Source organism: Streptomyces sp. NPDC031265 (assembly GCF_055570295.1).
Genome location: NZ_JBVIHM010000004.1, coordinates 45,874 through 71,595, shown reverse-complemented (window position 1 = coordinate 71,595; position 25,722 = coordinate 45,874). Strand labels below are relative to the sequence as shown.

Sequence of the window (25,722 nt, the reverse complement as noted above, 5' to 3'; positions counted from 1 at the left end):
TAATGAGCCCAACGGGCGACCCCGAGTGCACTCTGCTGAGCCAAGTGGGGGATGGTAGAGACAGTCAGGGCACCTCGAAGAAGAGGCACTACGTCGGTGAGGGATGACGTGAGCGAGAACGCTAACAACGCTGTAGTACTGCGGTTCGGCGATGGCGAGTACACCTACCCGGTGATCGACAGCACCGTCGGCGACAAGGGCTTCGACATCGGGAAGCTCCGGGCCCAGACCGGTCTCGTGACCCTGGACAGCGGATACGGCAACACGGCCGCCTATAAATCCGCGGTCACCTACCTCGACGGCGAACAGGGCATCCTGCGCTACCGCGGCTACCCGATCGAGCAGCTGGCTGAGCGCTCGACCTTCCTGGAGGTCGCGTACCTGCTCATCAACGGCGAGCTGCCGACGGTCGACCAGCAGTCGACGTTCAAGAGCGAGATCACCCAGCACACGCTGCTGCACGAGGACGTCAAGCGCTTCTTCGACGGCTTCCCGCGGGACGCCCACCCGATGGCGATGCTCTCCTCGGTCGTCTCGGCGCTGTCCACGTTCTACCAGGACAGCCACAACCCGTTCGACGAGAAGCAGCGTCACCTCTCGACGATCCGCCTGCTCGCCAAGCTTCCGACGATCGCGGCGTACGCGTACAAGAAGTCGATCGGCCACCCGTTCGTCTACCCGCGCAACGACCTCGGCTACGTCGAGAACTTCCTGCGGATGACGTTCTCGGTCCCGGCGCAGGAGTACGAGCTGGACCCGGTCGTCGTCTCGGCGCTCGACAAGCTGCTGATCCTGCACGCGGACCACGAGCAGAACTGCTCGACCTCCACGGTCCGCCTGGTCGGCTCGTCGCAGGCCAACATGTTCGCCTCGATCTCGGCGGGCATCTCGGCGCTGTGGGGCCCCCTGCACGGTGGCGCCAACCAGTCGGTCCTGGAGATGCTGGAAGGCATCCAGGCCAACGGCGGCGACGTCGACTCCTTCATCCGCAAGGTGAAGAACAAGGAGGACGGCGTCCGTCTGATGGGCTTCGGCCACCGGGTCTACAAGAGCTTCGACCCGCGCGCGAAGATCATCAAGGCTGCCGCGCACGACGTCCTGTCGGCCCTCGGCAAGTCCGACGAGCTGCTCGACATCGCGCTGAAGCTGGAGGAGCACGCGCTCTCCGACGACTACTTCGTCTCGCGCAACCTGTACCCGAACGTGGACTTCTACACGGGTCTGATCTACCGCGCGATGGGCTTCCCGACCGAGATGTTCACGGTCCTGTTCGCCCTGGGCCGCCTCCCGGGCTGGATCGCCCAGTGGCACGAGATGATCAAGGAGCCGGGTTCCCGCATCGGCCGCCCGCGCCAGATCTACACGGGCGAGGTCCTGCGCGACTTCGTCCCGGTCGAGGCCCGCTAACCCGATCGCTTGCAACCCCCTGGGTTCGGGATGCCCCCAACCCCCGGCGAATGAGTCGAAGGGGTGTGCCGTTGTCGAGACGGCGAACGCGCGGAGGCCCGACGAAGGAGGGTCGAGCACGATCGCCGTCTCGACAACGGCTTTTGCGCCCCGGAGGCGAACCGAGCCTCAAAAAAATACAGAAGCGCCCCGCCCACCGATCCCCCCACGGGTCGGCGGCCGGGGCGCTTCCCATTACCCGGTGCGGATTCCCCCCACGGGATCCGGCCGGGAGTCCGGCGGTCTGCCGGGGTACGTACGTAACGGGTGGGCCGCTCAAAGCTCCCCGTTGTACGTGCCCCGGCCAACGCGCTGCCTGGAACGTCCCCCAAGACATTCCATGGACGTCCCCCAAGACGTCCTCGGCATCGACCACTTAGACTCCCGAACCCGTCCGATGGTTACCTCATAATCTCTGTGATCTAGCTCTCTTTGTGGAGATCAGGTGAAGGAGCGCAACCGTAGGCTGTTGGTTACCACGAAGACCGAGGAGAACGCCATAGCCGCGCCCGCGATCATAGGGTTCAGCAGGCCCGCCGCGGCGAGCGGAACCGCGGCCACGTTGTAGCCGAAGGCCCAGAACAGGTTGCCCTTGATGGTCGACAGGGTCCGCCGGGAGAGCCGGATCGCGTCGGCCGCGACCCGCAAGTCCCCCCGTACGAGGGTCAGGTCGGACGCCTCTATCGCCGCGTCCGTTCCGGTGCCCATCGCCAGACCCAGATCGGCGGTGGCCAGCGCGGCCGCGTCGTTGACGCCGTCGCCCACCATCGCCACCGAACGGCCTTCGGCCTGGAGCCGCTTGACCACGTCGACCTTCTCCTCGGGCAGCACCTCGGCGTGGACGTCCTCAGCGGCGATCCCGACCCGGGCCGCCACCGACTCGGCCACGGCCCGGTTGTCCCCGGTCAGCAGTACCGGCCGCAGCCCGAGGCCGCGCAGCAGGGACACCGCCTCGGCACTCGTCTCCTTCACCGCGTCGGCGACGGTCAGGACGCCCCGGGCGGCCCCGTCCCAGGCCACCACGACCGCCGTACGACCGTCTGCCTCGGCGGCCTTCTTGGCGGCCGCGAGCGCGGGGGGCAGTTCGACGCCCCGGCCCACGAAGACCGCGTGCCCCTCCACCACGCCCTCCACCCCGCGCCCGGGCAGGGCCAGGAAGGACTCGGGCACGGGCAGCTCCCCGGCCCGCTCGGCGGCACCCTGGGCGATGGCGCGGGCGATGGGGTGCTCGGAGGAGTGCTCCAGGGCGCCCGCGTACCGGAGCACCTCCTTGTCGTCGGTGCCGTCCGCCGCGTACACGTCGTACAGGGTCATCCGCCCCGTGGTGACCGTGCCCGTCTTGTCGAGGACGACGGTGTCGACGCGGCGGGTGGTCTCCAGGACCTCGGGGCCCTTGATGAGGATGCCGAGCTGGGCGCCGCGGCCGGTGCCGACCATGAGCGCGGTCGGGGTCGCGAGCCCCAGGGCGCACGGGCAGGCGATGATCAGGACCGCGACGGCGGCCGCGAAGGAGGCCATGATGTCGTCGGTGGCGAGCAGCCAGACGACGAGCGTGCCGAGCGCGATGAGCAGCACGGCGGGGACGAAGACGCCGGAGATGCGGTCGGCGAGGCGCTGGACCTCTGCCTTGCCGTTCTGCGCGTCCTCCACCAGGCGGGCCATCCGGGACAGCTGGGTGTCGGCGCCGACCCGGGTCGCCTCGACGACCAGACGGCCGCTCGCGTTGACGGTGGCGCCGGTGACGCCGTCGCCCGCGCTCACGTCGACGGGGACGGACTCGCCGGTCAGCATGGACGTGTCCACGGCGGACGCGCCCTCCACGACCGTCCCGTCGGTCGCGACCGTCTCGCCGGGCCGCACCACGAACCGGTCCCCGACGCGCAACTCGCCGATGGGTACGCGCACTTCACTGCCGCCACGGAGGACGGCGACGTCCTTGGCGCCGAGTTCGAGCAGCGCCCGCAGGGCCGCGCCCGCCTTCCGCTTGGAGCGGGCCTCCAGGTAGCGGCCGAGCAGGATGAAGGTGACGACGCCGGCGGCGACTTCCAGGTAGATGGTGGAGGCGCCGTCCGCGCGGCTGACGGTGGCGTCGAACCCGTGGCGCATCGCGGGCATCCCCGCGTCGCCGAAGAACAGCGCCCACAGCGACCAGAGGAACGCGGCGAGGGTGCCCACCGAGACGAGGGTGTCCATGGTGGCCGCGCCGTGGCGCAGATTGGTCCAGGCGGCCCTGTGGAAGGGCAGTCCGCCCCAGACGACGACCGGCGCGGCGAGCGTCAGGCTCAGCCACTGCCAGTTGTCGAACTGGAGTGAGGGGACCATGGCGAGCAGGACGACGGGCGCGGCGAGCAGGGCCGAGACCTGGAGCCGCTGCCGCAGGGCGGCCAGCGCCTGCGCCGCCCTGCTCTCGGCGGCTCCCGCCGCGTCGGTGCGGGGTGCGATCGGCTCCCGCCGGTCGGCCTCCGGCGCGGTGGTGGCCCCTATGGTCTCCCGCAGGGGCTCGGCCGCCAGGGGCGTGGGAGGCGGTGGGGGCTCCGGAGGCGCCAGTGACTCGGCGGTGTACCCCATCTTGACGACCGTCGCGACCAGCCCCGCCACCTCGACGCCGTCGCCGAAGGCGACCTTCGCCTTCTCGGTCGCGTAGTTGACCGTCGCCTCCACCCCGTCCAACCGGTTCAGCTTCTTCTCGATGCGGGCCGCGCACGAGGCGCAGGTCATGCCGCCGATGGTCAGTTCGACCAGGTTGCTTTCCACGTGAGCTCCTGAAAAAGAGACCGGGCCGTACGGCGCGGAAGCGCTCGTCGTACGGCCCGGAAGAGGAAGATCGGGCTTTCAGGCCCGGCCGACCAGCTCGAAGCCGGCCTCGTCGACCGCCGCGCGGACGGCCTCGTCGTCCAGCGGCGCGGCCGAGACGACGGTCACCTCGCCGGTCGCGGCGACGGCCTTCACCGAACCGACGCCGGCGATCTCGCCGATCTCACCCGACACGGCGCCCTCGCAGTGCCCGCAGGTCATACCGGAGACCCGGTAGACGGTGGTGACGGAGCCGACCTGGACGTCGGCCGGGCCGGCGCTGTGGCAGGAACCGGCGGGCGAGCAGCAGGAGCCGGTTGTGGCGACGGCGGCTTCGGTCTCGGCGGTCATGGAGTTCTCCTCTTCGGGGCGGTACGGATCCATGGTGCACCAGAGGGCCACGGGAAGGCCGGGGCCCTCTGACAGGATCCACGTTATACCCCTAGGGGGTATTAATCCAGTAACCGCTCCACCTCCTCAGTCAGTCGTTCGCCCTGCGGCTCCGGTTCCCTGGGCGGCGCGCGACCCAGGTGCGGATGGTGTCGGCGTACCAGAAGGGCTTGCCGTTCTCGACCGTGTCGGGCGGGGGCAGCAGCCCGTGCTTGCGGTACGAGCGGACCGTGTCCGGCTGTACGCGGATGTGCGCGGCGATCTCCTTGTACGACCAGAGCCGTCGGTCGGTCATGGTGGGCACCTCCCTGCGTGCGCCGCAGCGGCGGTCTGACGGCCGTCGGGGGAGCTGGGCGCGGGCACTTGACGATCACTCAGCCTTCCTGTTGAACGATGGACAGTTGAGGCGGGGGTGTGGCTGTCGCGTCCCTGTGACGCAAGACCCGCGTAATGGAGACATGTGTGACGTGAGGGGGACGGTTGTGACACATGGGATGAATGAGACGACCGGGAGGGGCCGGGGCACGCGGGGGCACGCTCTGGGCGCACGTAGCCGCAGGCGCACGCTCCCTACAGCGACAGCGGCCGCTGCAACCCGGCCCCGTCGGTTACGCGTACAGCCCCGGCCGTTCCAGCGCGGGCTCGACCGCCACCCGCTCGCCCGAGCGCTGGGCCCGTACGCCCGCCTCGCAGACCACGGCCGCCATATAGCCGTCCCAGGTGCTCGGTCCCTCGACGCGGCCCTGCCGGGTGGCGTCCACCCACGCCTGCACCTCGCGGTCGTACGCGTCGGCGAAGCGGGCTGTGAAGTCCTGCGGGATCTCGCCGCCCCAGCGCCCGCCGGAGCGGACCACCGGGCCGGTCCCGGCGCCGGTCGAGGCGGCGCCGCGCTCGCAGACGGCCTCGCAGCGCACCTCGTACCCGAAGCCGCAGTTGACGAAGATCTCGACGTCGACGACCGCGCCGCCCGCCGTCTCGAACAGCACGAGTTGCGGGTCGCCCAGGCCTTCCGGGGCGTACGAGGAGGGACGCGGGCGGAGCACCTGGACGGCGGTGAGCTCCTGGCCGAGCAGCCAGCGGGCCGCGTCGACCTCGTGGACCACGGAGTCGCGGATCAGCATCTCGGTGGTGAAGAACGAGGGGGAGGAGGCGTTGCGGTGGCGGCAGTGCAGGAACAGCGGGCGTCCGAGGCCGCCCTCGTCGAGCAGAGCCTTGAGGCGTACGTACTCCGCGTCGTACCGCCGCATGAACCCCACCTGCACCAGGCGGCGCCCGAGCCGGGTCTCGGCCTCCAGGACCCGCAGTGCCCCGCCCGGGTCCGGGGTGAGCGGCTTCTCGCACAGGACGGGCAGCCCGCGCCGGAACGCCTCCAGGAGCGCGGGCTCGTGGGCCGGGCCCGAGGAGGCGATCAGGACCGCGTCGACGCCCGGCGCGGCCATCGCGGCCACCGGGTCGGTATGGGCGGTGCAGCCGTCGATCGGGCCGGCTACGGCCTTGGCGCGCTCCGCGTCGATGTCGGCGACGGCGGCGACCCGGGCCCCGCCGGTCACGGTGGTGAGGCGGCGGACGTGGTCGGCGCCCATCTTGCCGGTGCCGATCACGGCGATCCCGAGCGGTGCGGAGGCCATGGCTCACGCCCCGCAGGAGCGCAGGAACGCGCGCGTGCGCGTGGCGATCGGCAGCGGCCGGTCCGGATCGCACGGGTACATGTCCTGCTCCACGATCGCGAAGAGGTCGACGTCGAGAGCCTGGGCGGCGGCCAGCACCGGTTCGAGCGCGGGCACCCCGGCGGGCGGTTCGCACATCACGCCCCGGGCCACGGCGGGCCCGAACGGCAGCTCCTCGGCGTGCACCTGGGCCAGGATGTCCGGGTCCACCTGCTTGAGGTGGAGGTAGCCGATCCGCTCCCCGTACGTCTCGATCAGCTTGACGCTGTCGCCGCCGCAGTAGGCGTAGTGCCCGGTGTCCAGACAGAGGCTCACCAGGTCGGGGTCGGTGGCGTCGAGGAAGCGGGCGACGTTCTCCTCGCTGTCGACATGGGTGTCGGCGTGCGGGTGCACGACGATCCGCAGCCCGTACCGTTCGCGCACCTCGCGGGCGAGCCGTTCGGTCTGCCCGGCGAGATCGCGCCACTGTGCGGCGGTGAGCGTCGCGCTCTCCAGGACCTCACCGGTCTTGTCGTCGCGCCAGAAAGCCGGGATGACGACGAGGTGCCCGGCGCCGGTCGCCCGGGTCAGCTCGGCCACGTCCGCCACGTGCTCCCAGGTCGTCTCCCACACCGCCGGGCCGTGGTGCAGCCCGGTGAAAACGGTCCCGGCCGACACGCGCAGGTTCCGGCGCGCGGTCTCGTCGGCGAGGCGCTGCGGGTCGGTGGGGAGATAGCCGTACGGTCCGAGTTCGATCCAGCCGTATCCGGCCCCGGCGACCTCGTCGAGGAAGCGGGACCAGGAGACCTGGCGGGGGTCGTCGGGAAACCAGACGCCCCAGGAGTCGGGGGCCGAGCCGATCCGGATGCGAGTCTTGGCCGTCGTCATGGGAGCCAGCCTTCCGGGGGCGCCGGAACGGTGTCAAGACTACGTCCGAATGTAAGGACAAAAGATTGACAGGGCCGGGCCGGGCCGCTAGACCTGGATCCGCCGGACAGGCCCTAGGGGTCGCCGATGAAGGGGGCGTGCATGGAGGCGGTTCCGTACGACGTGATCACCATGGGGCGGATCGGGGTGGACCTCTACCCGCTCCAGACCGGCGTGCCGCTCTCCCGGGTGACCTCGTTCGGTAAGTTCCTCGGCGGCTCGCCCTCCAACGTGGCGGTCGCGGCAGCCCGGCTCGGGCGCCGCACGGCCGTGATCACCGGCACCGGCGAGGACCCCTTCGGGGAGTATCTGCGCACGGAGCTGGGCGAGTTCGGGGTCGACGCGCGCTGGGTGAAGAGCGTGCCGGGCCTGGCGACGCCGATCACCTTCTGCGAGATCTTCCCGCCGGACGACTTCCCGCTGTACTTCTACCGTGAGCCCAAGGCCCCCGACCTGGAGCTGTACGAGGCGGACCTCGACCTGGACGCGATCCGCGCGGCGCGGATCTTCTGGGTCACGGGCACGGGGCTGAGCGTCGAGCCGAGCCGGTCCACCACGCTGGCGGCGCTGGCCGCCCGGGCCCGCAGCGGCACCACGGTCTTCGACCTCGACTGGCGGCCGGCGTTTTGGACGGACACAGCCTGGGGCGATCAGACGGAGGCGCGGGCGTACTACCGCGATGCCCTGCGCCACGCGACCGTCGCCGTCGGCAACCTCGACGAGTGCCAAGTGGCCACCGGGGAGCGGGAGCCGCACGCCGCCGCCCGGGCGCTGCTCGCGCTAGGGGTGGAGCTCGCCGTCGTCAAACAGGGGCCCGACGGGGTGCTCGCCGTCCACCGGGACGGGAGCGCCGCCGAGGTGCCGCCCGTCCCCGTGGAGGTGGTCAACGGGCTCGGCGCCGGGGACGCGTTCGGCGGGGCGCTCTGCCACGGGCTGCTGGCGGGCTGGGACACCGAGCGGCTGATGCGGTACGCCAACGCCGCCGGCGCGATCGTCGCATCCCGGCTCGCCTGCTCCTCCGCCATGCCGTACCCGGCCGAGGTCGAGCGCGTACTGACGGGGGGACAGGCGTGAGCATCCGCATCAGCCCCGGCGACCTCGCCCGGGTGCGCACCCGGAACCCGGAGGCCGTCGCCGAAGCCGCCGCCCGGCGTGAACGGCGTCCGCTCGTGCGGGGCGCCGGGCGGCTCCTGATCATCGCGGCCGACCACCCCGCCCGGGGCGCGCTGGGCGTCGGCGACGACGCCTTCGCCATGGCCGACCGTTCCGTACTGCTCGAACGGCTCTGCCTCGCGCTGTCCCGGCCCGGCGTCGACGGGGTGCTCGCCAGCGCGGACATCCTGGAGGACCTGCTGCTGGTCGGGGCCCTGGAGGACAAGGTCGTCATGGGGTCGATGAACCGGGGCGGGCTCGCCGGGGCCTCCTTCGAGCTCGACGACCGCTTCACCGGCCACCGCGCCCAGGACCTCGCCCGGCTCGGCTTCGACGCGGGCAAGCTGCTGCTGCGGGTCGACTACGACGACCCCGGCTCGCTCAACACGCTGCACTCGGCGGCCCGCGCCATCGACGAGATGGCGGAGCGTCGACTTCCCGTCTTCGTGGAGCCGTTCATCTGTCACCGGCGCGACGGACGGCTGCGGAACGATCTCAGCGCGGACGCGGTGACGCGCTCGCTCGCCATCGCCTCCGGGCTGGCCGGGACCTCGGCGTACACCTGGCTGAAGGTGCCCGTCACCGAGAACCCGGACGACATGGCCCGGGTGATGGCGACCACCACGCTGCCCGCCGTGCTGCTCGGCGGGGACATCGGCAAGACCGTGGGAGAGCAGGAGGCGGCGTACGAGAAGTGGCGCGGCGCGCTGCGACTGCCCACCGTGCAGGGGCTGGTGGCCGGGCGCACCCTGCTCTATCCGGCCGACGGCGACGTGGCGGGCGCGGTCGACACCGCCGCCGGGCTGCTGAGGGGGTAGGGAGGAGGCATGGACGAGCACAAGGACGAGCTGTTCGTACGGGCCGGAACCACCTCCCGCGAGGCGTACGCCCTCGACATCGGCCCCGAACGGGCCGGCTGGGGCTACTCGGGGCTGCGCGTGCTGGAGCTGGCGCCGGGCGGGACGCACGCCTTCGCCACCGGCGACAGCGAGTGGATCCTGCTGCCCCTCAATGGCGGATGCACGGTACACGTAGAAGACCGGACCATGGAACTGCTGGGCAGGGAGAGCGTGTTCGCCGGAGTCACCGACTTCGCGTACCTCCCGCGCGACGCCCACGCACAGATCGCCTCCGGCGCGGGAGGCCGGTTCGCCCTGGCAGGAGCGAGATGCGAGCGCCGACTCCCCGCTCGTCACGGCCCCGCGCCGGAGGTGCCCGTCGAACGGCGCGGCTCGGGCGTCAGCGCCCGCGAGGTCCGCAACTTCGCCGCCGCCGACGTCTTCGCGTGCGACCGGCTGATCGCCGTCGAGGTGATCACCCCGGGCGGCAACTGGTCCTCCTACCCGCCCCACAAGCACGACGAGCACGTCCCCGGGCAGGAGTCGGAGCTGGAGGAGATCTACTACTTCGAGTTCGCGGCGCCGCAGGGCTTCGGCTACCAGCGCGTCTCGCCCTCGCGCCCCGGCGGCGCCGACGTGCTCGCCGAGGTCCGCGCCGGTGACGCCGTCCTCGTCCCCGACGGCTGGCACGGCCCCTCCATCGCCGCGCCCGGGCACCCCATGTACTACCTGAACGTGATGGCGGGCCCGGGCGAGGAACGCGCGTGGCAGATCCGCTTCCACCCCGACCATGCGGAGGGCTACCGATGAGCGGTACGACCAGGCGCCTCACCACCGCGCAGGCGCTGCTCGCCTTCCTCTCCCGCCAGTACACGGCCCGCTCCGGCGCCGAGCAGCGTCTGATCACCGCCACCTGGGGCATCTTCGGCCACGGCAACGTCGCCGGGATCGGCCAGGCGCTCCTGGAGCCCGGCAGCGACATGCCGTACCACCAGGGCCGCAACGAACAGGCCATGGTGCACGCGGCCGTCGGCTACGCCCGTCAGGCCGGCCGGCTCTCGGCGCACGCGGTGACCACCTCGATCGGCCCGGGCGCCACCAACCTCGTCACGGGCGCGGCCCTGGCCACCGTCAACCATCTGCCGGTCCTGCTGCTGCCCGGCGACGTCTTCGCCTCCCGCCCGGCCGACCCGGTCCTCCAGCAGCTCGAAGTCCCGTACGCGGGCGATGTCTCGGTCAACGACTGCCTGCGTCCGGTCTCGCGCTACTTCGACCGGATCACCCGGCCCGAGGCCCTGATCCCGGCCGCGCTCTCCGCGATGAGCGTGCTCGCGGACCCCGCCAGGACCGGCGCGGTCACGCTGGCGCTGCCGCAGGACGTGCAGGCGGAGGCGTACGACTGGCCCGAGGAGTTCTTCCGGCGGCGGGTATGGCACGTGCGCGCCCAGGAGCCGGACCCGGTGGAGCTCGACGAGGCGGCCGCACTGCTGCGCGCCGCCCGCCGTCCACTGGTCGTCGCGGGCGGAGGTGTGCACCACGCCCGTGCCGAGGACGCCCTGCGCCGCTTCGCCGAGCGGACCGGCATCCCGGTCGCTTCCACCCAGGCGGGCAAGGGCTCGCTGCCGTACGACCACCCCTGCGACGTCGGCGGGATCGGCCACACCGGCACCGCCACGGCCGACGCGCTCGCCCGCGAGGCCGATGTCGTCCTCGGCGTCGGCACCCGCTGGACCGACTTCACCACCGCCTCCTCGACCCTCTTCCAGAACCCTTCCGTCCGCTTCATCGGGCTCAACGTGAACGGCGCCGACGCCCACAAGCTGGGCGCGCTTCAGCTCGTCGCGGACGCGCGCGCGGGCCTCGACGCGCTCGCGAAGGCCCTCGGCGAGCACTGCGTCGCACCCGCGTACACGACCGCCTACGGCGAGGCGAAGGCGGTCTGGGAGGACCGGGTGACCGCCGCGTACACGCCCGGAGACGAGGACGCCCGCCCCACCCAGGCCCAAGTCCTGGGCGCACTCGACACGTTGGTCAGCGGGGACGACATCCTGATCAATGCGGCGGGCTCGCTCCCCGGCGATCTGCACAAGCTCTGGCGGACCCGCTCGCGCGACCAGTACCACGTCGAGTACGGCTACTCCTGCATGGGATACGAGATCCCGGCGGCGATCGGGGCGGCGCTCGCCGCGCCCGGCCGCCCGGTGTGGGCGCTGGTCGGCGACGGCACGTATCTGATGAATCCCACCGAGATCGTCACGGCGGTGCAGGAGAACCTCCCGATCAAGGTGGTGATCCTGCAGAACCACGGGTACGCCTCGATCGGCGGCCTGTCCGCCTCGGTGGGCGGCGAGCGCTACGGCACCGCGTACCGCTTCAAGGCGCCCGACGGGACCTATACGGGCGAGCCGCTGCCGGTGGACCTGGCAGCCAACGCGGCCTCCCTGGGGATGGCCGTGCTGCGCCCCAAGACCGTTCGTGACCTGCGCGAAGCCCTCGCGGCCGCACGTGCGGCGGACCGTCCTACATGTGTCTACGTCGAGACCGAAACGGCAGACACTGTGTCGGGCCCGCCCCCGGCACAGGCGTGGTGGGATGTTCCTGTGGCCGAGACCGCGACCCGCTCGTCGGCGGTCGAGGCGCGTGAGGAGTACGACCGGCAAGTCGCAGCCCGACGCCGCCATCTCTGAAGGAGCTATTCGTCATGACGAAGACCGTCAACCACTGGATCGGTGGCAAGACCGTCGAGGGCGCGTCCGGTACGTACGGCCCGGTAACCGATCCCGCCACCGGGGTCGTGACCACGCAGGTCGCCTTCGCCGACGTGGAGGAGGTGGACGCGGCGGTCGCCGCGGCCCGTGAGGCGTACGCGACCTGGGGCCAGTCTTCGCTGGCTCAACGTACGACGGTGCTGTTCAAGTTCCGCGCACTGCTGGACGCCAACCGCGACGCGATCGCGGAGCTGATCACCGCCGAGCACGGCAAGGTGCACTCGGACGCGCTCGGCGAGGTCGCGCGCGGCCTGGAGATCGTGGACCTGGCGTGCGGCATCAACGTGCAGCTCAAGGGCGAGCTGTCGACGCAGGTCGCCAGCCGCGTCGACGTCGCCTCGCTGCGCCAGCCGCTCGGTGTCGTCGCGGGCATCACGCCGTTCAACTTCCCGGCGATGGTGCCGATGTGGATGTTCCCGCTGGCCATCGCCTGCGGCAACACCTTCGTCCTCAAGCCGTCGGAGAAGGACCCGTCGGCGGCGATGAAGATCGCGGAGCTGCTGAGCGAGGCCGGGCTGCCCGACGGCGTCTTCAACGTCGTGCACGGCGACAAGGTGGCCGTCGACCGCCTCCTGGAGCACCCGGACGTGGCCGCCGTCTCCTTCGTCGGCTCCACCCCGATCGCCCGGTACATCCACACCACGGCCTCCGCCAACGGCAAGCGCGTCCAGGCCCTCGGCGGCGCCAAGAACCACATGCTGGTCCTGCCGGACGCCGACCTGGACGCCGCCGCCGACGCCGCCGTCTCGGCCGCGTACGGCTCGGCGGGCGAGCGCTGCATGGCCATCTCGGCGGTCGTCGCGGTGGGCGCCATCGGCGACGAGCTGGTGGCGAAGATCCGCGAGCGCGCCGAGAAGATCAAGATCGGCCCGGGCGACGACGCGGCCTCCGAGATGGGCCCGCTGATCACGGCCGTCCACCGCGACAAGGTCGCCTCCTACGTCACGGGCGCGGCGGCGCAGGGCTGCGAGGTCGTCCTGGACGGTTCGGCCTACACCTATGAAGGTGCGGGCTACGAGAACGGCCACTGGATCGGCCTCTCGCTGCTCGACAAGGTGCCGACGTCGGCCGACGCGTACAAGGACGAGATCTTCGGCCCGGTGCTGTGCGTGCTGCGCGTGGAGTCGTACGACGAGGGCCTGGCGCTCATCAACGCCTCGCCGTTCGGCAACGGCACCGCGATCTTCACCCGCGACGGCGGCGCGGCCCGCCGCTTCCAGCTGGAGGTCGAGGCCGGCATGGTCGGCGTCAATGTGCCGATCCCGGTGCCGGTGGGCTACCACTCCTTCGGCGGCTGGAAGGACTCGCTCTTCGGCGACCACCACATCTACGGCAACGACGGGACGCACTTCTACACCCGCGGCAAAGTCGTCACCACCCGCTGGCCGGACCCCTCCGACGCCCCCGCCGGCGTCGACCTGGGCTTCCCGCGCAACCACTGACGCAGGACGCCACCGGCGTGCCACACGGCCGCGAAGCCCGCACGAAGGGGCTTCGCGGCCGTACGCGTTCCCGGGCGGCAGCGCCCGCGCACACCGGCTGACGCACGGCGGTGACCGGGGGTAACCGGAAGGCCTGGCACGGGGTGCCAAGGTGTTCCGGTATTCGGAATTCGGCAAACTTTTTCGGCCGCGGAGGCTGCGGTTCCCGTACCGCTCGATCACGCGCTTTTATTGCACTCTTAACGCCGTATCAGTTCCAGAAGGGTGTCGGGGCGACGAATTCCGTAGGTGAACAGCTATTGACCTGCGGATCGAGTGGAGATTGAAATGGCGGCCCGGGAGCGACCCACCACTCACCAACCGGGGCCGGACGGGCCCCGCGAGCACCACCCGGAGGTCGATAGCGCTCCCCGCTCACACCCCCACCCGCCGATCGGACGCACATCGATGACCGAAACGCTCAGCCCGCCCCACGTCCTCTCCCCGGCCACGGGCGAAGCCCCCAAGAAGCTCAAGCGTTCCATCGGCGTCGTGGGCGGGACCCTGCTCACGCTCTCCTGCGTGACGCCCGCGTCGACCCTCTTCGTGGTCGTGCCCGACCTCTTCTCCAGCCTCGGCACCTACACCGCGCTGACCATCGCCATCGGCTCGCTGCTCTGTATCGGCGTCGCGTTCTGCTACTCGGAGCTGGGCACCCTCATCCCCAGCGCGGGCGGCGAGTACGCGATGGTCTCCACGCTCGCCGGACGGCTCGCGGGCTGGCTGGTCTTCGTCCTCTCGCTGCTCGTGGTGATGATCGTCCCCCCGGTCATCGCCATGGGCACGGCCGACTACCTGGCCCCGCTCGTCCACATCCCGGCCCCCGTCGCCGGCGGCGGCGTGATGCTGCTCGCCACCCTCGCCGGACTGCTCGACCTGCGGGCCAACGCCTGGATCACCGGCATCTTCCTGGTACTCGAAGTCGTCGCCGCGGCCGTCGTCGCCGTACTCGGCTTCTCCCACAGCCACCGCGGCGCCTCCTCCCTCGTCCACGGCACGGTCGCCGGGGACGGCGGTACGCACTCCACGGTCACCGCGATGATGGTCGTCTCCGGACTCGCCATCGCCCTCTTCATCACCCAGGGCTTCTCGACCGCCGTCTACCTCTCCGAGGAGCTGGAGCACCCGCGCCGCAACGTGGCCCGGACCGTGCTCGCCACCCTCGCCATCTCCACCGCCGTCATCCTCGTCCCCGTCGTCGCCATCACCCTGGGCGCCTCCGACCTCTCGGTGCTCACCTCCGGCGACATCAGCGGCATGGTCACCGCCTGGTCCAACTCGGCCGTCGGCACCTTCGTCAGCCTCTGCGTGGCTCTCGCCATCGTCAACGCGGGCATCGTGATGGTCATCCAGAACTCCCGCGTCCTGTTCGCCTCGGCCCGTGACAAGGCCTGGCCCGAGCCGGTCAACCGCGGCCTGTCGCGCCTGGGCCGGTTCGGCTCCCCGTGGGTCGCCACGCTCCTGGTCGGCGTCCCCGGCGCGGCCCTCTGCTTCGTCAACCTCGACACCCTGTACGGCGTCACCGGCGTCTCGGTCACCGGGATGTACCTGCTGGTCGCGGTCGCCGCCCTGCTCAGCCGCCGCGGCTCGCACCGCGAGACCGCCGCGTGGCGGATGCCGCTGTGGCCCGCGGTCCCGGTGGTCCTGATCGCCGTCCTCGCGTACATCCTCACCCAGCAGGAGACGCAGTACCTGCTGTGGACCGGCGGCATCACGGCCGTCGCCACCCTCTACTGGGCCTTCTACCTGCGCCCGCGCCGCGAGACGCGGTGGCTGGTGAGCATCCCCGAGGACGAGCAGGTCTGAGGCGCGGCCCGTGGCGGGGTCTGTCCGGATCCGGCGGTGATTCCGCGGGACGCAACGGGCGGTCCCCGCCTAGGGTTTGGGGTATGGAAGCCGTGCACACGCCTCTCGACCACGACGTCTACTGTTCCGAAATCCTGCGGCAGACCGACGAGTTGAGGTCCCACCTGACCGGTGCGGAGCTCGCCGTCACCGTGCCGACCTGCCCCGACTGGACGTTGCGCGAGCTCGCCGTCCATGTCGGCGGCGCCCACCGCTGGGTCGCCGAGATCGTCCGTACGAAGGCCACCGCCGTCGTCCCCCAGGAGCGCGTGCCCGACTTCACCGGCCCGGAGAAGGACGAACCGGAGGCGCTGGACGCCTGGTTGGCGGAGGGCGCCGCACTCTGCGCGGACACCCTGCGCACGGCCGGGGCCGACCAGGCGGCGTGGACGTGGGCGGGCGAGGCGACCGCCGGGTTCTGGGCGCGCCGGATGACCCACGAGACGGTCGTCCACCGCGCGGACGCGGCCCTCACCGTGGGCGCGGAGTACCGGCTCGCGCCGGAGGTGGCCGCGGACACGATCGACGAGTGGCTGGAGATCGTCACTTACGTACAGGCCAGCAAGCTGGCCCCCGCCGCCGCCGAACTGCGCGGCCCCGGCGGCAGCATCCATCTGCACGCGACGGACGCGCCCGGCGCCGAGTGGCTGATCGAGCTCGGTGAGAACGGGGTGAGCTGGCGGCGCGGCCACGAGAAGGCCACGGTGGCGCTGCGCGGCCCGCTCACCGACGTCCTGAGCGTCTTCTACCGGCGGTTGCCCGCCGACAGCCCCCGGGTCGAGGTCCTCGGCGACGCCGAGCTCCTGGACTTCTGGCTCCAGCGGGCGTCGTTCGGCTGACGGGCGTACTCCCGGCGCGGTACGGCGAGGCCGTGCCGTACGCCGTGAGTACACCCGCGACCTCCACCTGGCGGCAGGCTCCGTTGTCGGACCCGGCGCTTACGGTGGAGGCATGAGATTGCGCAGACCTCGTGGGAGGGCGGCGGCCGGGGTGGCCGCCGCCCTCGCGGTGCTCGCCGGTGCCGGCGTGTGGACGGCCTCCGGCGCCGGCGGCACGCCCGCGGTGCACCAGGAGGACCGGGTGATGGAGATGCCCGGGGCGAAGATCGACACGTCGTACTTCACGGCGGGCGACGCGAAGAAGAAGCGCCCCGCCGTCCTCCTCGGCCACGGGTTCGGCGGCAGCAAGAGCGACGTCCGGGCCCAGGCGCAGGACCTCGCGCGCGACGGCTTCGCGGTGCTGACCTGGTCGGCGCGCGGCTTCGGCGACTCCACGGGCGAGATCGGCCTCAACGACCCGGCGTACGAGGTGAAGGACGTCTCGCGGCTCGTCGACTGGCTGGCCGAGCGCCCCGAGGTGAAGCTCGACGCGACGGGCGACCCGCGCGTGGGCGTCACCGGCGCGTCCTACGGGGGCGCGATCTCGCTCCTGGCCGCCGGGTACGACAAGCGGATCGACGCGATCGCGCCGCAGATCACCTACTGGAACCTGGCGGACGCGCTGTTCCCCGACGGGGTGTTCAAGAAGCTCTGGGCCGGGATCTTCTTCTCCACCGGCGGCGGCTGCAAGACCTTCGAGAAGCAGCTCTGCGACATGTACGAGAGGGTCGCGGTCAGCGGCAAGCCGGACGCGCAGGCGCGCGACCTGCTCGCGGCCCGTTCCCCGTCCGCCGTGGGCGACCGCATCAAGGTGCCCGCGCTGATCGTCCAGGGCCAGAGCGACTCCCTCTTCCCGCTCGGCCAGGCCGACGCCATGGCGCGGCGGATCCGCGCCAACGGCGCCCCGGTCGCGGTCGACTGGATCACCGGCGGCCACGACGGCGGCGACCGGGAGCCGGGCCGGGTCGACGCCCGTATCGCCTCCTGGTTCGACCACTATCTGAAGGGCGACGAGGACGCCTCCACCGGCCCCGCCTTCCGGGTCACCAGGACCGGCGGCATCAGCTCCACCGACGGCGCGGCCCAGCTGCGCGGCGCCACCAGCGGCAGCTACCCGGGCCTGACGGAGGGCACGCGCAAGGTGTTGCTCACCGGCCGCGAGCAGACCTTCGAGAACCCGGCGGGCGCCGCCCCGCCCGCCATCTCGGCCGTGCCCGGCGTCGGCGGCGGCCTCGCGGGCCTGTCCTCGCTCGGCGTGGGCGGCCTCTCCATCGACTTCCCCGGGCAGTACGCGCGCTTCGACTCCGAGCCGCTGAGGCCCGGCCTGCGCATCACCGGCTCGCCCACGGTCCGGCTGAAGGTCACCTCCGGCGGCGACGACGCGGTGCTCTTCGGCAAGGTGTACGACGTGAGCCCCGACGGCAAGCAGCAGGTGCTCCCGGCCCAACTGGTCGCGCCCGTCCGGGTGGAGGGCGCCAAGGAGGGCAAGGAGGTCGAGGTCACCCTGCCCGCCGTGGACCACAACGTGGAGGCGGGCCACCGGCTGCGCCTGGTGGTCGCCGCGACCGACCTCGGCTACGCCTCCCCGGTGGCGCCCGGCACGTACAAGGTCTCGCTCGTGGACGGCTCGCTGACCGTGCCGACCGCGCCCGGTGTGAAGACCGAGCCCGCCGGGGTGCCATGGTGGGCCTGGGGCATGCCGCTCGCGGGCGCGGTGATCGCGCTCGGCCTGCTGGCCACCCGCCGCGCCACGGCGCCCGCCCCCGACCCGGAGCTGGCCGAAGTCCCGCTCCAGATCACCGGTCTGACCAAGAGGTACGCCAAGTCGACCGACCGGTACGCGGTCCGCGACCTCTCCTTCCGCGTCGAGAAGGGCCAGGTCCTGGGCCTGCTCGGGCCCAACGGCGCGGGCAAGACCACCACCCTGCGCATGCTGATGGGCCTCATCCGCCCCGACAGCGGCGAGGTCCGCGTCTTCGGCCACGCCATCCGGCCGGGCGCACCGGTCCTGTCCCGGGTCGGCGCCTTCGTCGAGGGCGCGGGCTTCCTTCCGCATCTGTCGGGCCGCGCCAACCTGGAGCTGTACTGGCAGGCCACGGGCCGCCCCGCCGAGGACTCCCGCATGGACGAGGCCCTGGAGATCGCGGGCCTGGGCGACGCGCTCTCGCGCGCGGTGCGGACGTACTCGCAGGGCATGCGCCAGCGCCTCGCCATCGCCCAGGCCATGCTCGGCCTGCCGGACCTGCTGATCCTCGACGAGCCGACCAACGGCCTTGACCCGCCGCAGATCCGTGAGATGCGGGACGTGATGATCCGTTACGCCCAGGGTGGCCGCACGGTCATCGTCTCCAGCCACCTCCTGTCCGAGGTGGAGCAGTCCTGTACGCATCTGGTGGTCATGGACCGGGGCCGGCTCATCCAGGCCGGCCCGGTCGCCGAGATCACCGGCGGGGGCGACACGCTCCTGGTCACCGTCGACGGCCCGGTCACCGAGGTGCTCGCCGACAAGGTGACCGCGCTGCCCGGCATCGGCGCGGCGACGCGCACCGACGAGGGCATGCTGGTGCGCCTGGAGGGCGCCACCGCCACGGAGCTGATCACCGAACTGGTCCGCCTCGACGTGCCGTTGACGGGCGTGGGCCCGCACCGCCGCCTGGAGGACGCGTTCCTGACCCTGATCGGAGGATCGGCATGAGTGCGCCGACGCACACCGGGGCCGAGGCCGCGCCGGACCTGCGGGCGACCGCCCCCGGCTACCGCCCGCGCCGCACCCTGCCCCTGCGGGTGGAGGCGGCGCGCCAGCTGCGGCGCCGCCGCACCCGGGTGATGGGAGGCATCCTCGCCGCGCTCCCGTTCATCCTGGTCACGGCCTTCGCGATCGGCGGCACGCCGTCCGGACGGGACGGCCGGATCACCCTGATCGACACGGCGACGGCGTCCGGGGCGAACTTCGCGGCCACCGCCCTGTTCGTCTCGGCGGGTTTCCTGCTGGTGGTGCCGGTCGCCCTGTTCTGCGGCGACACGGTCGCCTCGGAGGCCAGCTGGTCGTCCCTGCGCTATCTGCTGGCCGCGCCCGTGCCCCGGGCGCGCTTGCTGTGGAGCAAGCTGGCGGTGGCGCTCGGCCTGAGCGCGGCGGCGATCGTCCTGCTGCCGCTGGTGGCGCTCGCGGTAGGCACGGCGGCGTACGGCTGGGGCCCGCTGGAGATCCCGACCGGAGGCTCGCTCGGGGCCGGGGAGGCGGTACCCCGCCTTGCCATCGCCGTGGCGTTCGTCTTCGTCTCCCAACTGGTCACCGCCGGGCTGGCGTTCTGGCTGTCCACCAAGACGGACGCGCCGCTGGGCGCGGTCGGCGGCGCGGTGGGCCTGACGATCGTGGGCAACGTCCTGGACGCGATCACGGCCCTGGGCGACTGGCGTAACGCCCTGCCCGCGCACTGGCAGTTCGCCTGGGCGGACGCGCTCCAGCCGCACCTGGAGTGGAGCGGCATGGCCCAGGGAGCGGGGGTGTCGGTGGGGTACGCACTGGTACTGATGGCGCTGGCGTTCCGGGGCTTCGAGAAGAAGGACATCGTGTCGTAGGAGCCACTGACGGCGCTCCTGCGGGAGTTCCTGGGCTGCTGGGGCTGGGGGCGGCGTGCGGCAGGAGGCGGCTCGACAGGCGGCCGGATACAGCCGCACATGGCCGCCCCCACCCCCGGCGACGTCGGCGGCCGAAACGACGGCGAGCCGCCCCGAAGGGGCCGGGAGGAATCTTCATCGGTTCTCCTCGTCGCCCGGGTCCGGCGCTTACGTGCTCTGTACGCCCGCCACGCTATGGTCCGGCGGACCAGCAAAAAGGCCCTCCCGGAGGGAGGGCCGGCTGAGGCACGGGCGAAAGCGCCCCCGGCAGGACTCGAACCTGCGGCCAAGCGCTTAGAAGGCGCCTGCTCTATCCACTGAGCTACGGGGGCCGGATGGCGGCCGCGGTGGCCTGGAGCCCCCGGGCGGGCAAGGGTGTGATCCGGAGCGGGCTCCGGGTCGTGACCTTGCCGGGGACAAGGATAGGGCTCCTCTCGCCTCGTCCCGGTTGCTTCACCTGCGTGGCACGATGTGGAGGTTCGGTGAAGCGAACCGATAATCGCAGGCGGGCGCCGAACATGCAGCGCTTTTGACGCCCGTGGAGCCGGGTGTTGTGCACTCGTTATGCCTGCGTCCCACTCATCCCGTCTATCCCATGTGTCCGATCGGCGCGCGAGGGCCTCCATACGCTTCAAAAAGGCGCCAAAATTGGGCATTCTTCGCATGTGGTGACCTTGGACGTACGGCCTCAGCTGATTGACGCACTCTCCGCCCTGCGCGACGGGGTCGCCGCCATGCGTCTTCCCCTCCCCCTGCCGGGGGCGGCGCGGGCACGGCAGACCCGGGTCGAGCTGCTCGCGCAGCTCGACGATTATTTGTTGCCCCGGCTCAAAGATCCCGAAGCGCCGCTGCTCGCCGTGGTCGGCGGGTCCACCGGCGCCGGGAAGTCCACGCTCGTCAACTCCCTTGTGGGGCGGCGGGTCAGCGAGGCCGGCGTGCTGCGGCCGACGACCCGCACCCCCGTACTCGTCTGCCACCCCGACGACCACCACTGGTTCACCGAGATCCGCGTACTGCCCCAGCTCGCCCGCGTCTGGCTGTCCCAGCAGAACGAAGAAGCGGAGGTGGAGGAGGGTATCGGGGGCAATGACGCGGAGAATTCGCTGCGGGTCGAGACCTCGCGGAACCTGCCCGTCGGGCTCGCCCTGCTCGACGCGCCCGACATCGACTCACTCGTCGTCAGCAACCGTCTGCTCGCCGCCCAGCTGATCTGCGCCGCCGACATCTGGGTGATGGTGACGACCGCCTCGCGGTACGCGGACGCCGTGCCGTGGCATCTGCTGCGCACGGCCAAGGAGTACGACGCCATGCTGATCACCGTCCTCGACCGGGTGCCGCACCAGGTCATCGGCGAGGTGTCCCGGCAGTACGCGGCGCTCCTGACCAAGGCCGGGCTCGGTGATGTGCCCCGCTTCACCATCCCCGAGCTGCCCGAATCGGCCGGTGGCGGAAGCGGCTTGCTGCCCTCCACCGCGGTCGCCCCACTGGGCCAGTGGCTTACCCACCGGGCGCAGGACCCGGCCGCCCGGCAGCAGGCCGTCGTCCGTACCGCCGTCGGCGTCATCGACTCGCTCAACGCCCGTATGCCCGAGCTCGCCTCCGCCGTCGCCGCGCAGTACGCCGCCGCCGTACGGATGACGAGCGCGGTCGAGGAGGCGTACGAGCGGGAAGGGGCACGTGTGCGGCGCAGGCTGCAGGCAGGGGGCGTACTCGCCGGGGACGCGCTCACCCGCTGGCGTGCGTACCCCCGGGACGCGACCTCCGGCGAGCTCCTCGACGCGCTCTGCGAGAGCCTCGCCGAGCTCCTCGGGTGCGCCGCGGACGCCGCCGACGAACGGGTCCGCGAGGCGTGGGGCCGCGAGCCCGCGGCGGCCGAGCTGGCCGACGGCGTACGGGACCGGGAGGCCGGTGAGCGCATCGAGGTCGCCGTACGGCGCTGGCGCCGGGTCCTGGAGGAGCTGGCCGAGGAGGAGGTACGGGAGATGGACCGGGCCGTAGCGCCCTCCGCCGAGGCCGTGGCGGCCCTGCTGGCGGCCGCGCTCCTCGGCGGGCGCCGCGCCCGCCGGGCAGGGGAACGGCTCGCCGAACGCATCGGCGCCCAGCGCGCGCTGCGCCTGCGCGACCAGGGCGGTGCGCTGGTCACGACGTACATCGACCGCGTCCTGAACGCCGAACGCGACCGCCGGCTCGCCCCGCTGGACGCGCTGCGGGTGAGCCCCGAGCCCCAGGCAGAGCTGATCGCCGCGCTGTCCCTACTGCAGAAGGAGAGGTGAGCGGGGTGACCGCTCTGACGGATCGGCCGGGGGCCGACCAGCCCGACTCCGAACGGCCCGAGTCCGAGTCCGGGCAGTCCGAGTCCGGGCAGTCGCAGTCCGGGCGGCCGGAGGCCGGGGCCGAGCTTCCTCCCCCTCCGGAGGAGGGAGAGCCGGAGCGGTCGGCGGACGGTGGCTCCGTAGCCGGTGGGGACCAGCCCGCGCAGGTGGCAGCCGCACCGCTGACGGTTGAGGTGCGGGCCGCCGGGCGGCCCTCGATCGGCCGACTGGAAGCCGTCGCGCCGACGTCGGGGTGGCTCGGCTTCGACCGCCCATGGGCCGAACGGCCCCCTTCCCGGCGGACGGAATCGAGTGAGGAGGGAGCCGCGCCTACGCCCTCCGTACGGACGGAACCCCTCCCGGGAGAGGCCGACGCGCCCAAAGCCGACGCACCCGAAGCCGACGGCGCGACCGAAGTCGACATCCCTGAAGCCGACACGCCCGAGGCCGATGCCTCTGGAACCGGCACATCCGGAAGCGGCGCATCCGGGACTGGCGCATCCGGAAAAGGCTCACCCCAAGCCGACACGCCCGGAGCTGCGACGGCAGAAGTCGACCCGTCGGCGGCCGATTCGGCCAAGAACTCGTCCACGGGCGCACCCGAAAGCACCCGACCCACCCGCAACACGCCCGCCACCCGCACCGAAACACCCCCGCGTCCCGAATCGCCCCCTACAACCCCACTGGCGCCACCAGCGCCAAGCCGCGCAGCACCGGCATTCACACGGACGGCCGTCCCGGCCCGACCGAGCCGGCCCCCCTCGCGCCGTGCCCCCGACGCGCGCGCGGCCGCCGACGCCGGTCCCGCCGCAGGCTCCACGCAGCCCGCGCCCGCCTGGGACGACGGGCTGATTGCTCGACGGGTCAACGAGTCGGCCGAGGAGGAGGTTCCCGTCGAGGAACCCGAGCCGGTGGAGGCGTACGTACCCATCGGCGGCCCCTACGGCGGCGAGCTGCGCGGGCGGCTGGAGGCCCTGCGCGAGCTCGTCGGGCTGTCGCGGACGCGGCTCGACGGCAAGACGCTCGCCGAGGCGGGCCGCGTACTCGACGAGGCCGCCGCGCGGCAGCGGCTGTCCGCGCGGCACACCGTCGTCGCCATCGCCGGAGCCACCGGCAGCGGCAAGTCGACCCTGTTCAACTACCTGGCCGGTACGCACATTTCGGAGACCGGGCTGCGCCGCCCCACCACCAGCGCGCCGATCGCGTGCAGCTGGACCGACGGCGCGGCGGGTCTCCTGGACCGGCTCGGGCTGCCGGGGCGGCTGCGACGCAGACCGCTGCCCTCCGACCCGAACGCCGAGGCGCTTCAGGGGCTGGTCCTCGTCGACCTGCCCGACCTCGACTCGGCGGTCGTCGAGCACCGCCGCCAGGCCGACCGCGTACTGGCTCTCGTCGACGCGGTGGTCTGGGTCGTGGACCCGGAGAAGTACGCCGACGCCGTGCTCCACGAGCGGTATCTGCGGCCGCTGGCCGGGCACGCCGAGGTCACGTTCGTCGTGCTCAACCAGGTGGACCGGTTGCCCGGCGACGCCGCCGACCAGGTGCTCGACGATCTGCGCCGCCTCCTCGACGAGGACGGCATGGCACTCGGCGAGCACGGCGAACCCGGCGCCACCGTGCTGTCCCTCTCCGCCCTCACCGGCCAGGGGGTCGGCGAACTGCGCGACCTGCTCAGCCGGTTCGTGCAGGAGCGCGGCGCCCCGGAACGCCGGGTGGCGGCCGACCTGGACGCGGCTGCCGCCGGACTACGTCCGGTGTACGTCGCGGACGGCCGTACGGGGCTCGACGAGCGGGCCCGGGAGGCGTTCACCGACCGGCTCGCGGCGGCCGTGGGCGCGGCGGCGGCGGGTGAGGCGGCCGAACGCGAGTGGCGCCGCAACGCCGGCCGCGCCTGCGGCACCCCGTGGCTGCGGCTCTGGCGCTGGTACGAGCGGATCCGCATCCCGGGCCGTGAGTCAGCGCTGCCCACTCCTCCTCCGGAGGAGGAGGTGACGGCCCGCCAGCGTGTCGAGCAGGCCGTACGGCTGGTCGCGGAAGAGGCGGCCACCGGACTGCCCGCCCCCTGGGCGCAGGCGGTGCGGGAGGCGGCGGTGCGCGGCGCCGAGGGACTGCCGCAGGCCCTGGACGAGCTGGCGGTACGGGCGGAGATCGAACGGGGCACCTCGCCCAGGCCCGCCTGGTGGCCCGCGGCGGTGCTGGTGCAGGCGGCCATGACGCTGGTGCAGATCGTGGGCGGCCTCTGGCTCGTCGGCCAGATCGTGGGCGTGCTCGAACCCGGCCTGCTGGTGCCCGCGCTGGTGATGCTGGCGGGGATCGTCGGGGGCCCGCTGGTCGAGTGGACCTGCGGGGTCGCGGCGCGCGGGCCCGGCCGGCGCTACGGGCAGGAGGCCGAGCGGCGGTTGCGGGAGGCGGCGGCCGGGTGCGGCCGGGCGAAGGTCCTGGACCCGGTCGCGGCGGAGCTGCTGCGCTACCGCGAGGTGCGCGAGCAGTACGTGGCGGTGCGCGGCGGGACGGGGGTGCGGGCGGGGGTGTCGTGAGAGGGGTGATGCGAGCGGCGTGAGGGGGGACGTGAAGGGGGCCGGGGCCTCTGCGACGCACCCCCGCACTCCGCACCCCGCCCCCGGCCAACCGACGCGCCCTGTCCCCCGCCAGCCCTCGGCCAACCCCCGTACGGGTGACGAGGTTTTCCACAATCGCTGGGTGGTCCACAGCCCCCGGCACAAGGTCCTCCGTCCGGTCCAGCATGGAGATCGACAGCGCAAGGGTTCGATCGGCCGCCTGGGCCGGACGGAGCTTCGACAGGGACGCCGTGCGCGCGACGGGCGCGCACGGCAGGAATGACGGGGGAGTGGTGGGGATGAACGACACGCTGGTGACGCTGGTGGGAAACGCCGCGACGAACGTGGAGTACCGGGAGACGGCGACGGGCGGGGTGGCCCGGTTCCGGCTGGCGGTGACTCCGCGCCGGTTCGACCGGCAGAAGAACGCCTGGGTGGACGGGCACTCCAGTTTCTACACGGTCCGGGCCTGGCGGACGCTGGGGCTGAACCTGGCGAGCTCGGTCGCCGTGGGCGAACCGCTGGTGGTGCACGGCAGGTTGCGGGTGCGTGACGAGGACCAGGACGGACAGCGCAGATTCTCGGCAGATGTCGAGGCGATCGCGGTGGGCCACGACCTGACCCGGGGGACGTCGGCGTTCCGGCGCGTGGTGAAGGCGGACCCGTCCCTGACGGAGCCGCTCAAGGACCCGGCGGGGGAGGCCGGTTCACCGACCTCGCGAGCGCGTACATCGGCCCCGCCCCCGGCTCCGACGCCCACTCCGGCGTGGACCGGTACGGGCGGTGCGGGTGTGGTGGCGGGGGGTGACGGGGCAGCTGGGGCTACTGCCGGAGGTACCGGAGTAAGCCCAGGTGAGAGGCGTGTAACAGCTCCCGCGAGCCCGCCCGCCGTGGCTGCCGCAGCGTCCTGAAAGTCCCGTTCCGTGCTGGAGATTTGTCGATATTCCCAGGTGGGGGCGGGTATCAGCGATAACGATTGCGATTCGGAATGGTTATCTGATCGCATGACAGGGGATCGGGAGGCGCGACCTCCATAGGATTCCCGTTACTCACGGGGCACTTGAGTCAG

The 25,722-nt window shown here is 72.3% G+C and carries 18 protein-coding genes and 1 tRNA gene; 13 read left to right on the top strand and 6 right to left on the bottom strand.

Annotated elements, in window-relative coordinates; translation table 11 throughout:
- Window positions 1-108: 108 nt before the first annotated feature.
- Entirely contained in the window at window positions 109-1,407 is a 1,299-nt protein-coding gene (locus tag ACZ499_RS08830) for a citrate synthase (RefSeq protein ID WP_371652797.1), read from the top strand.
- A gap of 480 nt (window positions 1,408-1,887) precedes the next feature.
- Here the strand turns inward: ACZ499_RS08830 and ACZ499_RS08825 are convergent, their stop codons facing one another.
- From ACZ499_RS08825 to ACZ499_RS08805, 5 genes are all read right to left on the bottom strand, one after another.
- Entirely contained in the window at window positions 1,888-4,164 is a 2,277-nt protein-coding gene (locus ACZ499_RS08825) for a heavy metal translocating P-type ATPase (protein ID WP_468673572.1), read from the bottom strand.
- 114 nt (window positions 4,165-4,278) lie between these two features.
- On the bottom strand, window positions 4,279-4,590 hold the full coding sequence (locus ACZ499_RS08820) for a heavy-metal-associated domain-containing protein (protein WP_385540686.1): 312 nt from the start codon (window positions 4,588-4,590) through the stop codon (window positions 4,279-4,281).
- 130 nt (window positions 4,591-4,720) lie between these two features.
- Window positions 4,721-4,924: a helix-turn-helix transcriptional regulator gene (locus ACZ499_RS08815; RefSeq protein ID WP_101388375.1), complete on the bottom strand. Its 204-nt coding sequence runs from the start codon at window positions 4,922-4,924 to the stop codon at window positions 4,721-4,723.
- 313 nt (window positions 4,925-5,237) lie between these two features.
- Window positions 5,238-6,257 (bottom strand): Gfo/Idh/MocA family protein, encoded by a 1,020-nt coding sequence (locus tag ACZ499_RS08810; protein WP_468673375.1) that lies wholly within the window; start codon window positions 6,255-6,257, stop codon window positions 5,238-5,240.
- 3 nt (window positions 6,258-6,260) lie between these two features.
- On the bottom strand, window positions 6,261-7,163 hold the full coding sequence (locus tag ACZ499_RS08805) for a sugar phosphate isomerase/epimerase family protein (protein ID WP_468673374.1): 903 nt from the start codon (window positions 7,161-7,163) through the stop codon (window positions 6,261-6,263).
- A 141-nt stretch (window positions 7,164-7,304) separates the two neighbouring features.
- On the opposite strand from ACZ499_RS08805, the gene iolC reads away from it, so the two are divergent.
- The 9 genes from iolC (at window position 7,305) to ACZ499_RS08760 (ending at window position 19,744) form a co-directional block, all read left to right on the top strand.
- A complete protein-coding gene (iolC, locus tag ACZ499_RS08800) occupies window positions 7,305-8,276 on the top strand; it encodes a 5-dehydro-2-deoxygluconokinase (RefSeq protein ID WP_468673373.1) in 972 nt (323 codons plus the stop codon).
- Window positions 8,273-9,172, top strand: a complete 900-nt coding sequence (locus ACZ499_RS08795; RefSeq protein WP_468673372.1) for a Cgl0159 family (beta/alpha)8-fold protein — start codon at window positions 8,273-8,275, stop codon at window positions 9,170-9,172. Before iolC ends, ACZ499_RS08795 begins: the two co-directional genes overlap by 4 nt.
- Window positions 9,173-9,181: 9 nt before the next feature.
- Window positions 9,182-10,003, top strand: a complete 822-nt coding sequence (gene iolB, locus ACZ499_RS08790) for a 5-deoxy-glucuronate isomerase (RefSeq protein ID WP_468673371.1) — start codon at window positions 9,182-9,184, stop codon at window positions 10,001-10,003.
- Entirely contained in the window at window positions 10,000-11,880 is a 1,881-nt protein-coding gene (iolD, locus tag ACZ499_RS08785) for a 3D-(3,5/4)-trihydroxycyclohexane-1,2-dione acylhydrolase (decyclizing) (protein ID WP_468673370.1), read from the top strand. Before iolB ends, iolD begins: the two co-directional genes overlap by 4 nt.
- Window positions 11,881-11,894: 14 nt before the next feature.
- On the top strand, window positions 11,895-13,403 hold the full coding sequence (gene mmsA / locus ACZ499_RS08780; protein ID WP_468673369.1) for a CoA-acylating methylmalonate-semialdehyde dehydrogenase: 1,509 nt from the start codon (window positions 11,895-11,897) through the stop codon (window positions 13,401-13,403).
- 447 nt (window positions 13,404-13,850) lie between these two features.
- Window positions 13,851-15,248 (top strand): APC family permease, encoded by a 1,398-nt coding sequence (locus ACZ499_RS08775; RefSeq protein ID WP_468673368.1) that lies wholly within the window; start codon window positions 13,851-13,853, stop codon window positions 15,246-15,248.
- 83 nt (window positions 15,249-15,331) lie between these two features.
- Complete coding sequence (locus ACZ499_RS08770) at window positions 15,332-16,126, top strand: maleylpyruvate isomerase family mycothiol-dependent enzyme (RefSeq protein ID WP_468673367.1); 795 nt, start codon at window positions 15,332-15,334, stop codon at window positions 16,124-16,126.
- A gap of 112 nt (window positions 16,127-16,238) precedes the next feature.
- Window positions 16,239-18,860 carry an alpha/beta fold hydrolase gene (locus ACZ499_RS08765; protein ID WP_468673366.1) on the top strand — a complete coding sequence of 874 codons (2,622 nt, stop codon included), beginning with the start codon at window positions 16,239-16,241 and terminating at the stop codon, window positions 18,858-18,860.
- Complete coding sequence (locus ACZ499_RS08760) at window positions 18,857-19,744, top strand: ABC transporter permease (RefSeq protein WP_468673365.1); 888 nt, start codon at window positions 18,857-18,859, stop codon at window positions 19,742-19,744. The genes ACZ499_RS08765 and ACZ499_RS08760 overlap by 4 nt, the downstream gene beginning before the upstream one ends.
- Window positions 19,745-20,042: 298 nt before the next feature.
- Here the strand turns inward: ACZ499_RS08760 and ACZ499_RS08755 are convergent.
- A tRNA-Arg gene (locus tag ACZ499_RS08755) sits at window positions 20,043-20,115 on the bottom strand.
- Window positions 20,116-20,457: 342 nt separating this feature from the next.
- On the opposite strand from ACZ499_RS08755, the gene ACZ499_RS08750 reads away from it, so the two are divergent.
- From ACZ499_RS08750 to ACZ499_RS08740, 3 genes are all read left to right on the top strand, one after another.
- A complete protein-coding gene (locus tag ACZ499_RS08750) occupies window positions 20,458-22,056 on the top strand; it encodes a dynamin family protein (RefSeq protein ID WP_468673571.1) in 1,599 nt (532 codons plus the stop codon).
- Window positions 22,057-22,943: 887 nt separating this feature from the next.
- Entirely contained in the window at window positions 22,944-24,632 is a 1,689-nt protein-coding gene (locus ACZ499_RS08745) for a YfjP family GTPase (protein ID WP_468673570.1), read from the top strand.
- Between the two features lie 320 nt (window positions 24,633-24,952).
- Window positions 24,953-25,564: a single-stranded DNA-binding protein gene (locus ACZ499_RS08740; protein WP_468673364.1), complete on the top strand. Its 612-nt coding sequence runs from the start codon at window positions 24,953-24,955 to the stop codon at window positions 25,562-25,564.
- The last annotated feature ends 158 nt before the right edge of the window (window positions 25,565-25,722 follow it).

Excerpts from the sequence above, each read along its gene's own strand:
- ACZ499_RS08825 (WP_468673572.1), bottom strand. The coding sequence starts at position 4,164 with ATGACCTGCGCCTCGTGCGCGGCCCGCATCGAGAAGAAGCTGAACCGG.
- ACZ499_RS08820 (WP_385540686.1), bottom strand. The coding sequence starts at position 4,590 with ATGACCGCCGAGACCGAAGCCGCCGTCGCCACAACCGGCTCCTGCTGC.
- ACZ499_RS08815 (WP_101388375.1), bottom strand. The coding sequence starts at position 4,924 with ATGACCGACCGACGGCTCTGGTCGTACAAGGAGATCGCCGCGCACATC.
- ACZ499_RS08810 (WP_468673375.1), bottom strand. The coding sequence starts at position 6,257 with ATGGCCTCCGCACCGCTCGGGATCGCCGTGATCGGCACCGGCAAGATG.
- ACZ499_RS08805 (WP_468673374.1), bottom strand. The coding sequence starts at position 7,163 with ATGACGACGGCCAAGACTCGCATCCGGATCGGCTCGGCCCCCGACTCC.
- iolC (WP_468673373.1), top strand. The coding sequence starts at position 7,305 with ATGGAGGCGGTTCCGTACGACGTGATCACCATGGGGCGGATCGGGGTG.
- iolB (WP_468673371.1), top strand. The coding sequence starts at position 9,182 with ATGGACGAGCACAAGGACGAGCTGTTCGTACGGGCCGGAACCACCTCC.
- iolD (WP_468673370.1), top strand. The coding sequence starts at position 10,000 with ATGAGCGGTACGACCAGGCGCCTCACCACCGCGCAGGCGCTGCTCGCC.
- mmsA (WP_468673369.1), top strand. The coding sequence starts at position 11,895 with ATGACGAAGACCGTCAACCACTGGATCGGTGGCAAGACCGTCGAGGGC.
- ACZ499_RS08775 (WP_468673368.1), top strand. The coding sequence starts at position 13,851 with ATGACCGAAACGCTCAGCCCGCCCCACGTCCTCTCCCCGGCCACGGGC.
- ACZ499_RS08770 (WP_468673367.1), top strand. The coding sequence starts at position 15,332 with ATGGAAGCCGTGCACACGCCTCTCGACCACGACGTCTACTGTTCCGAA.
- ACZ499_RS08765 (WP_468673366.1), top strand. The coding sequence starts at position 16,239 with ATGAGATTGCGCAGACCTCGTGGGAGGGCGGCGGCCGGGGTGGCCGCC.
- ACZ499_RS08760 (WP_468673365.1), top strand. The coding sequence starts at position 18,857 with ATGAGTGCGCCGACGCACACCGGGGCCGAGGCCGCGCCGGACCTGCGG.
- ACZ499_RS08740 (WP_468673364.1), top strand. The coding sequence starts at position 24,953 with ATGAACGACACGCTGGTGACGCTGGTGGGAAACGCCGCGACGAACGTG.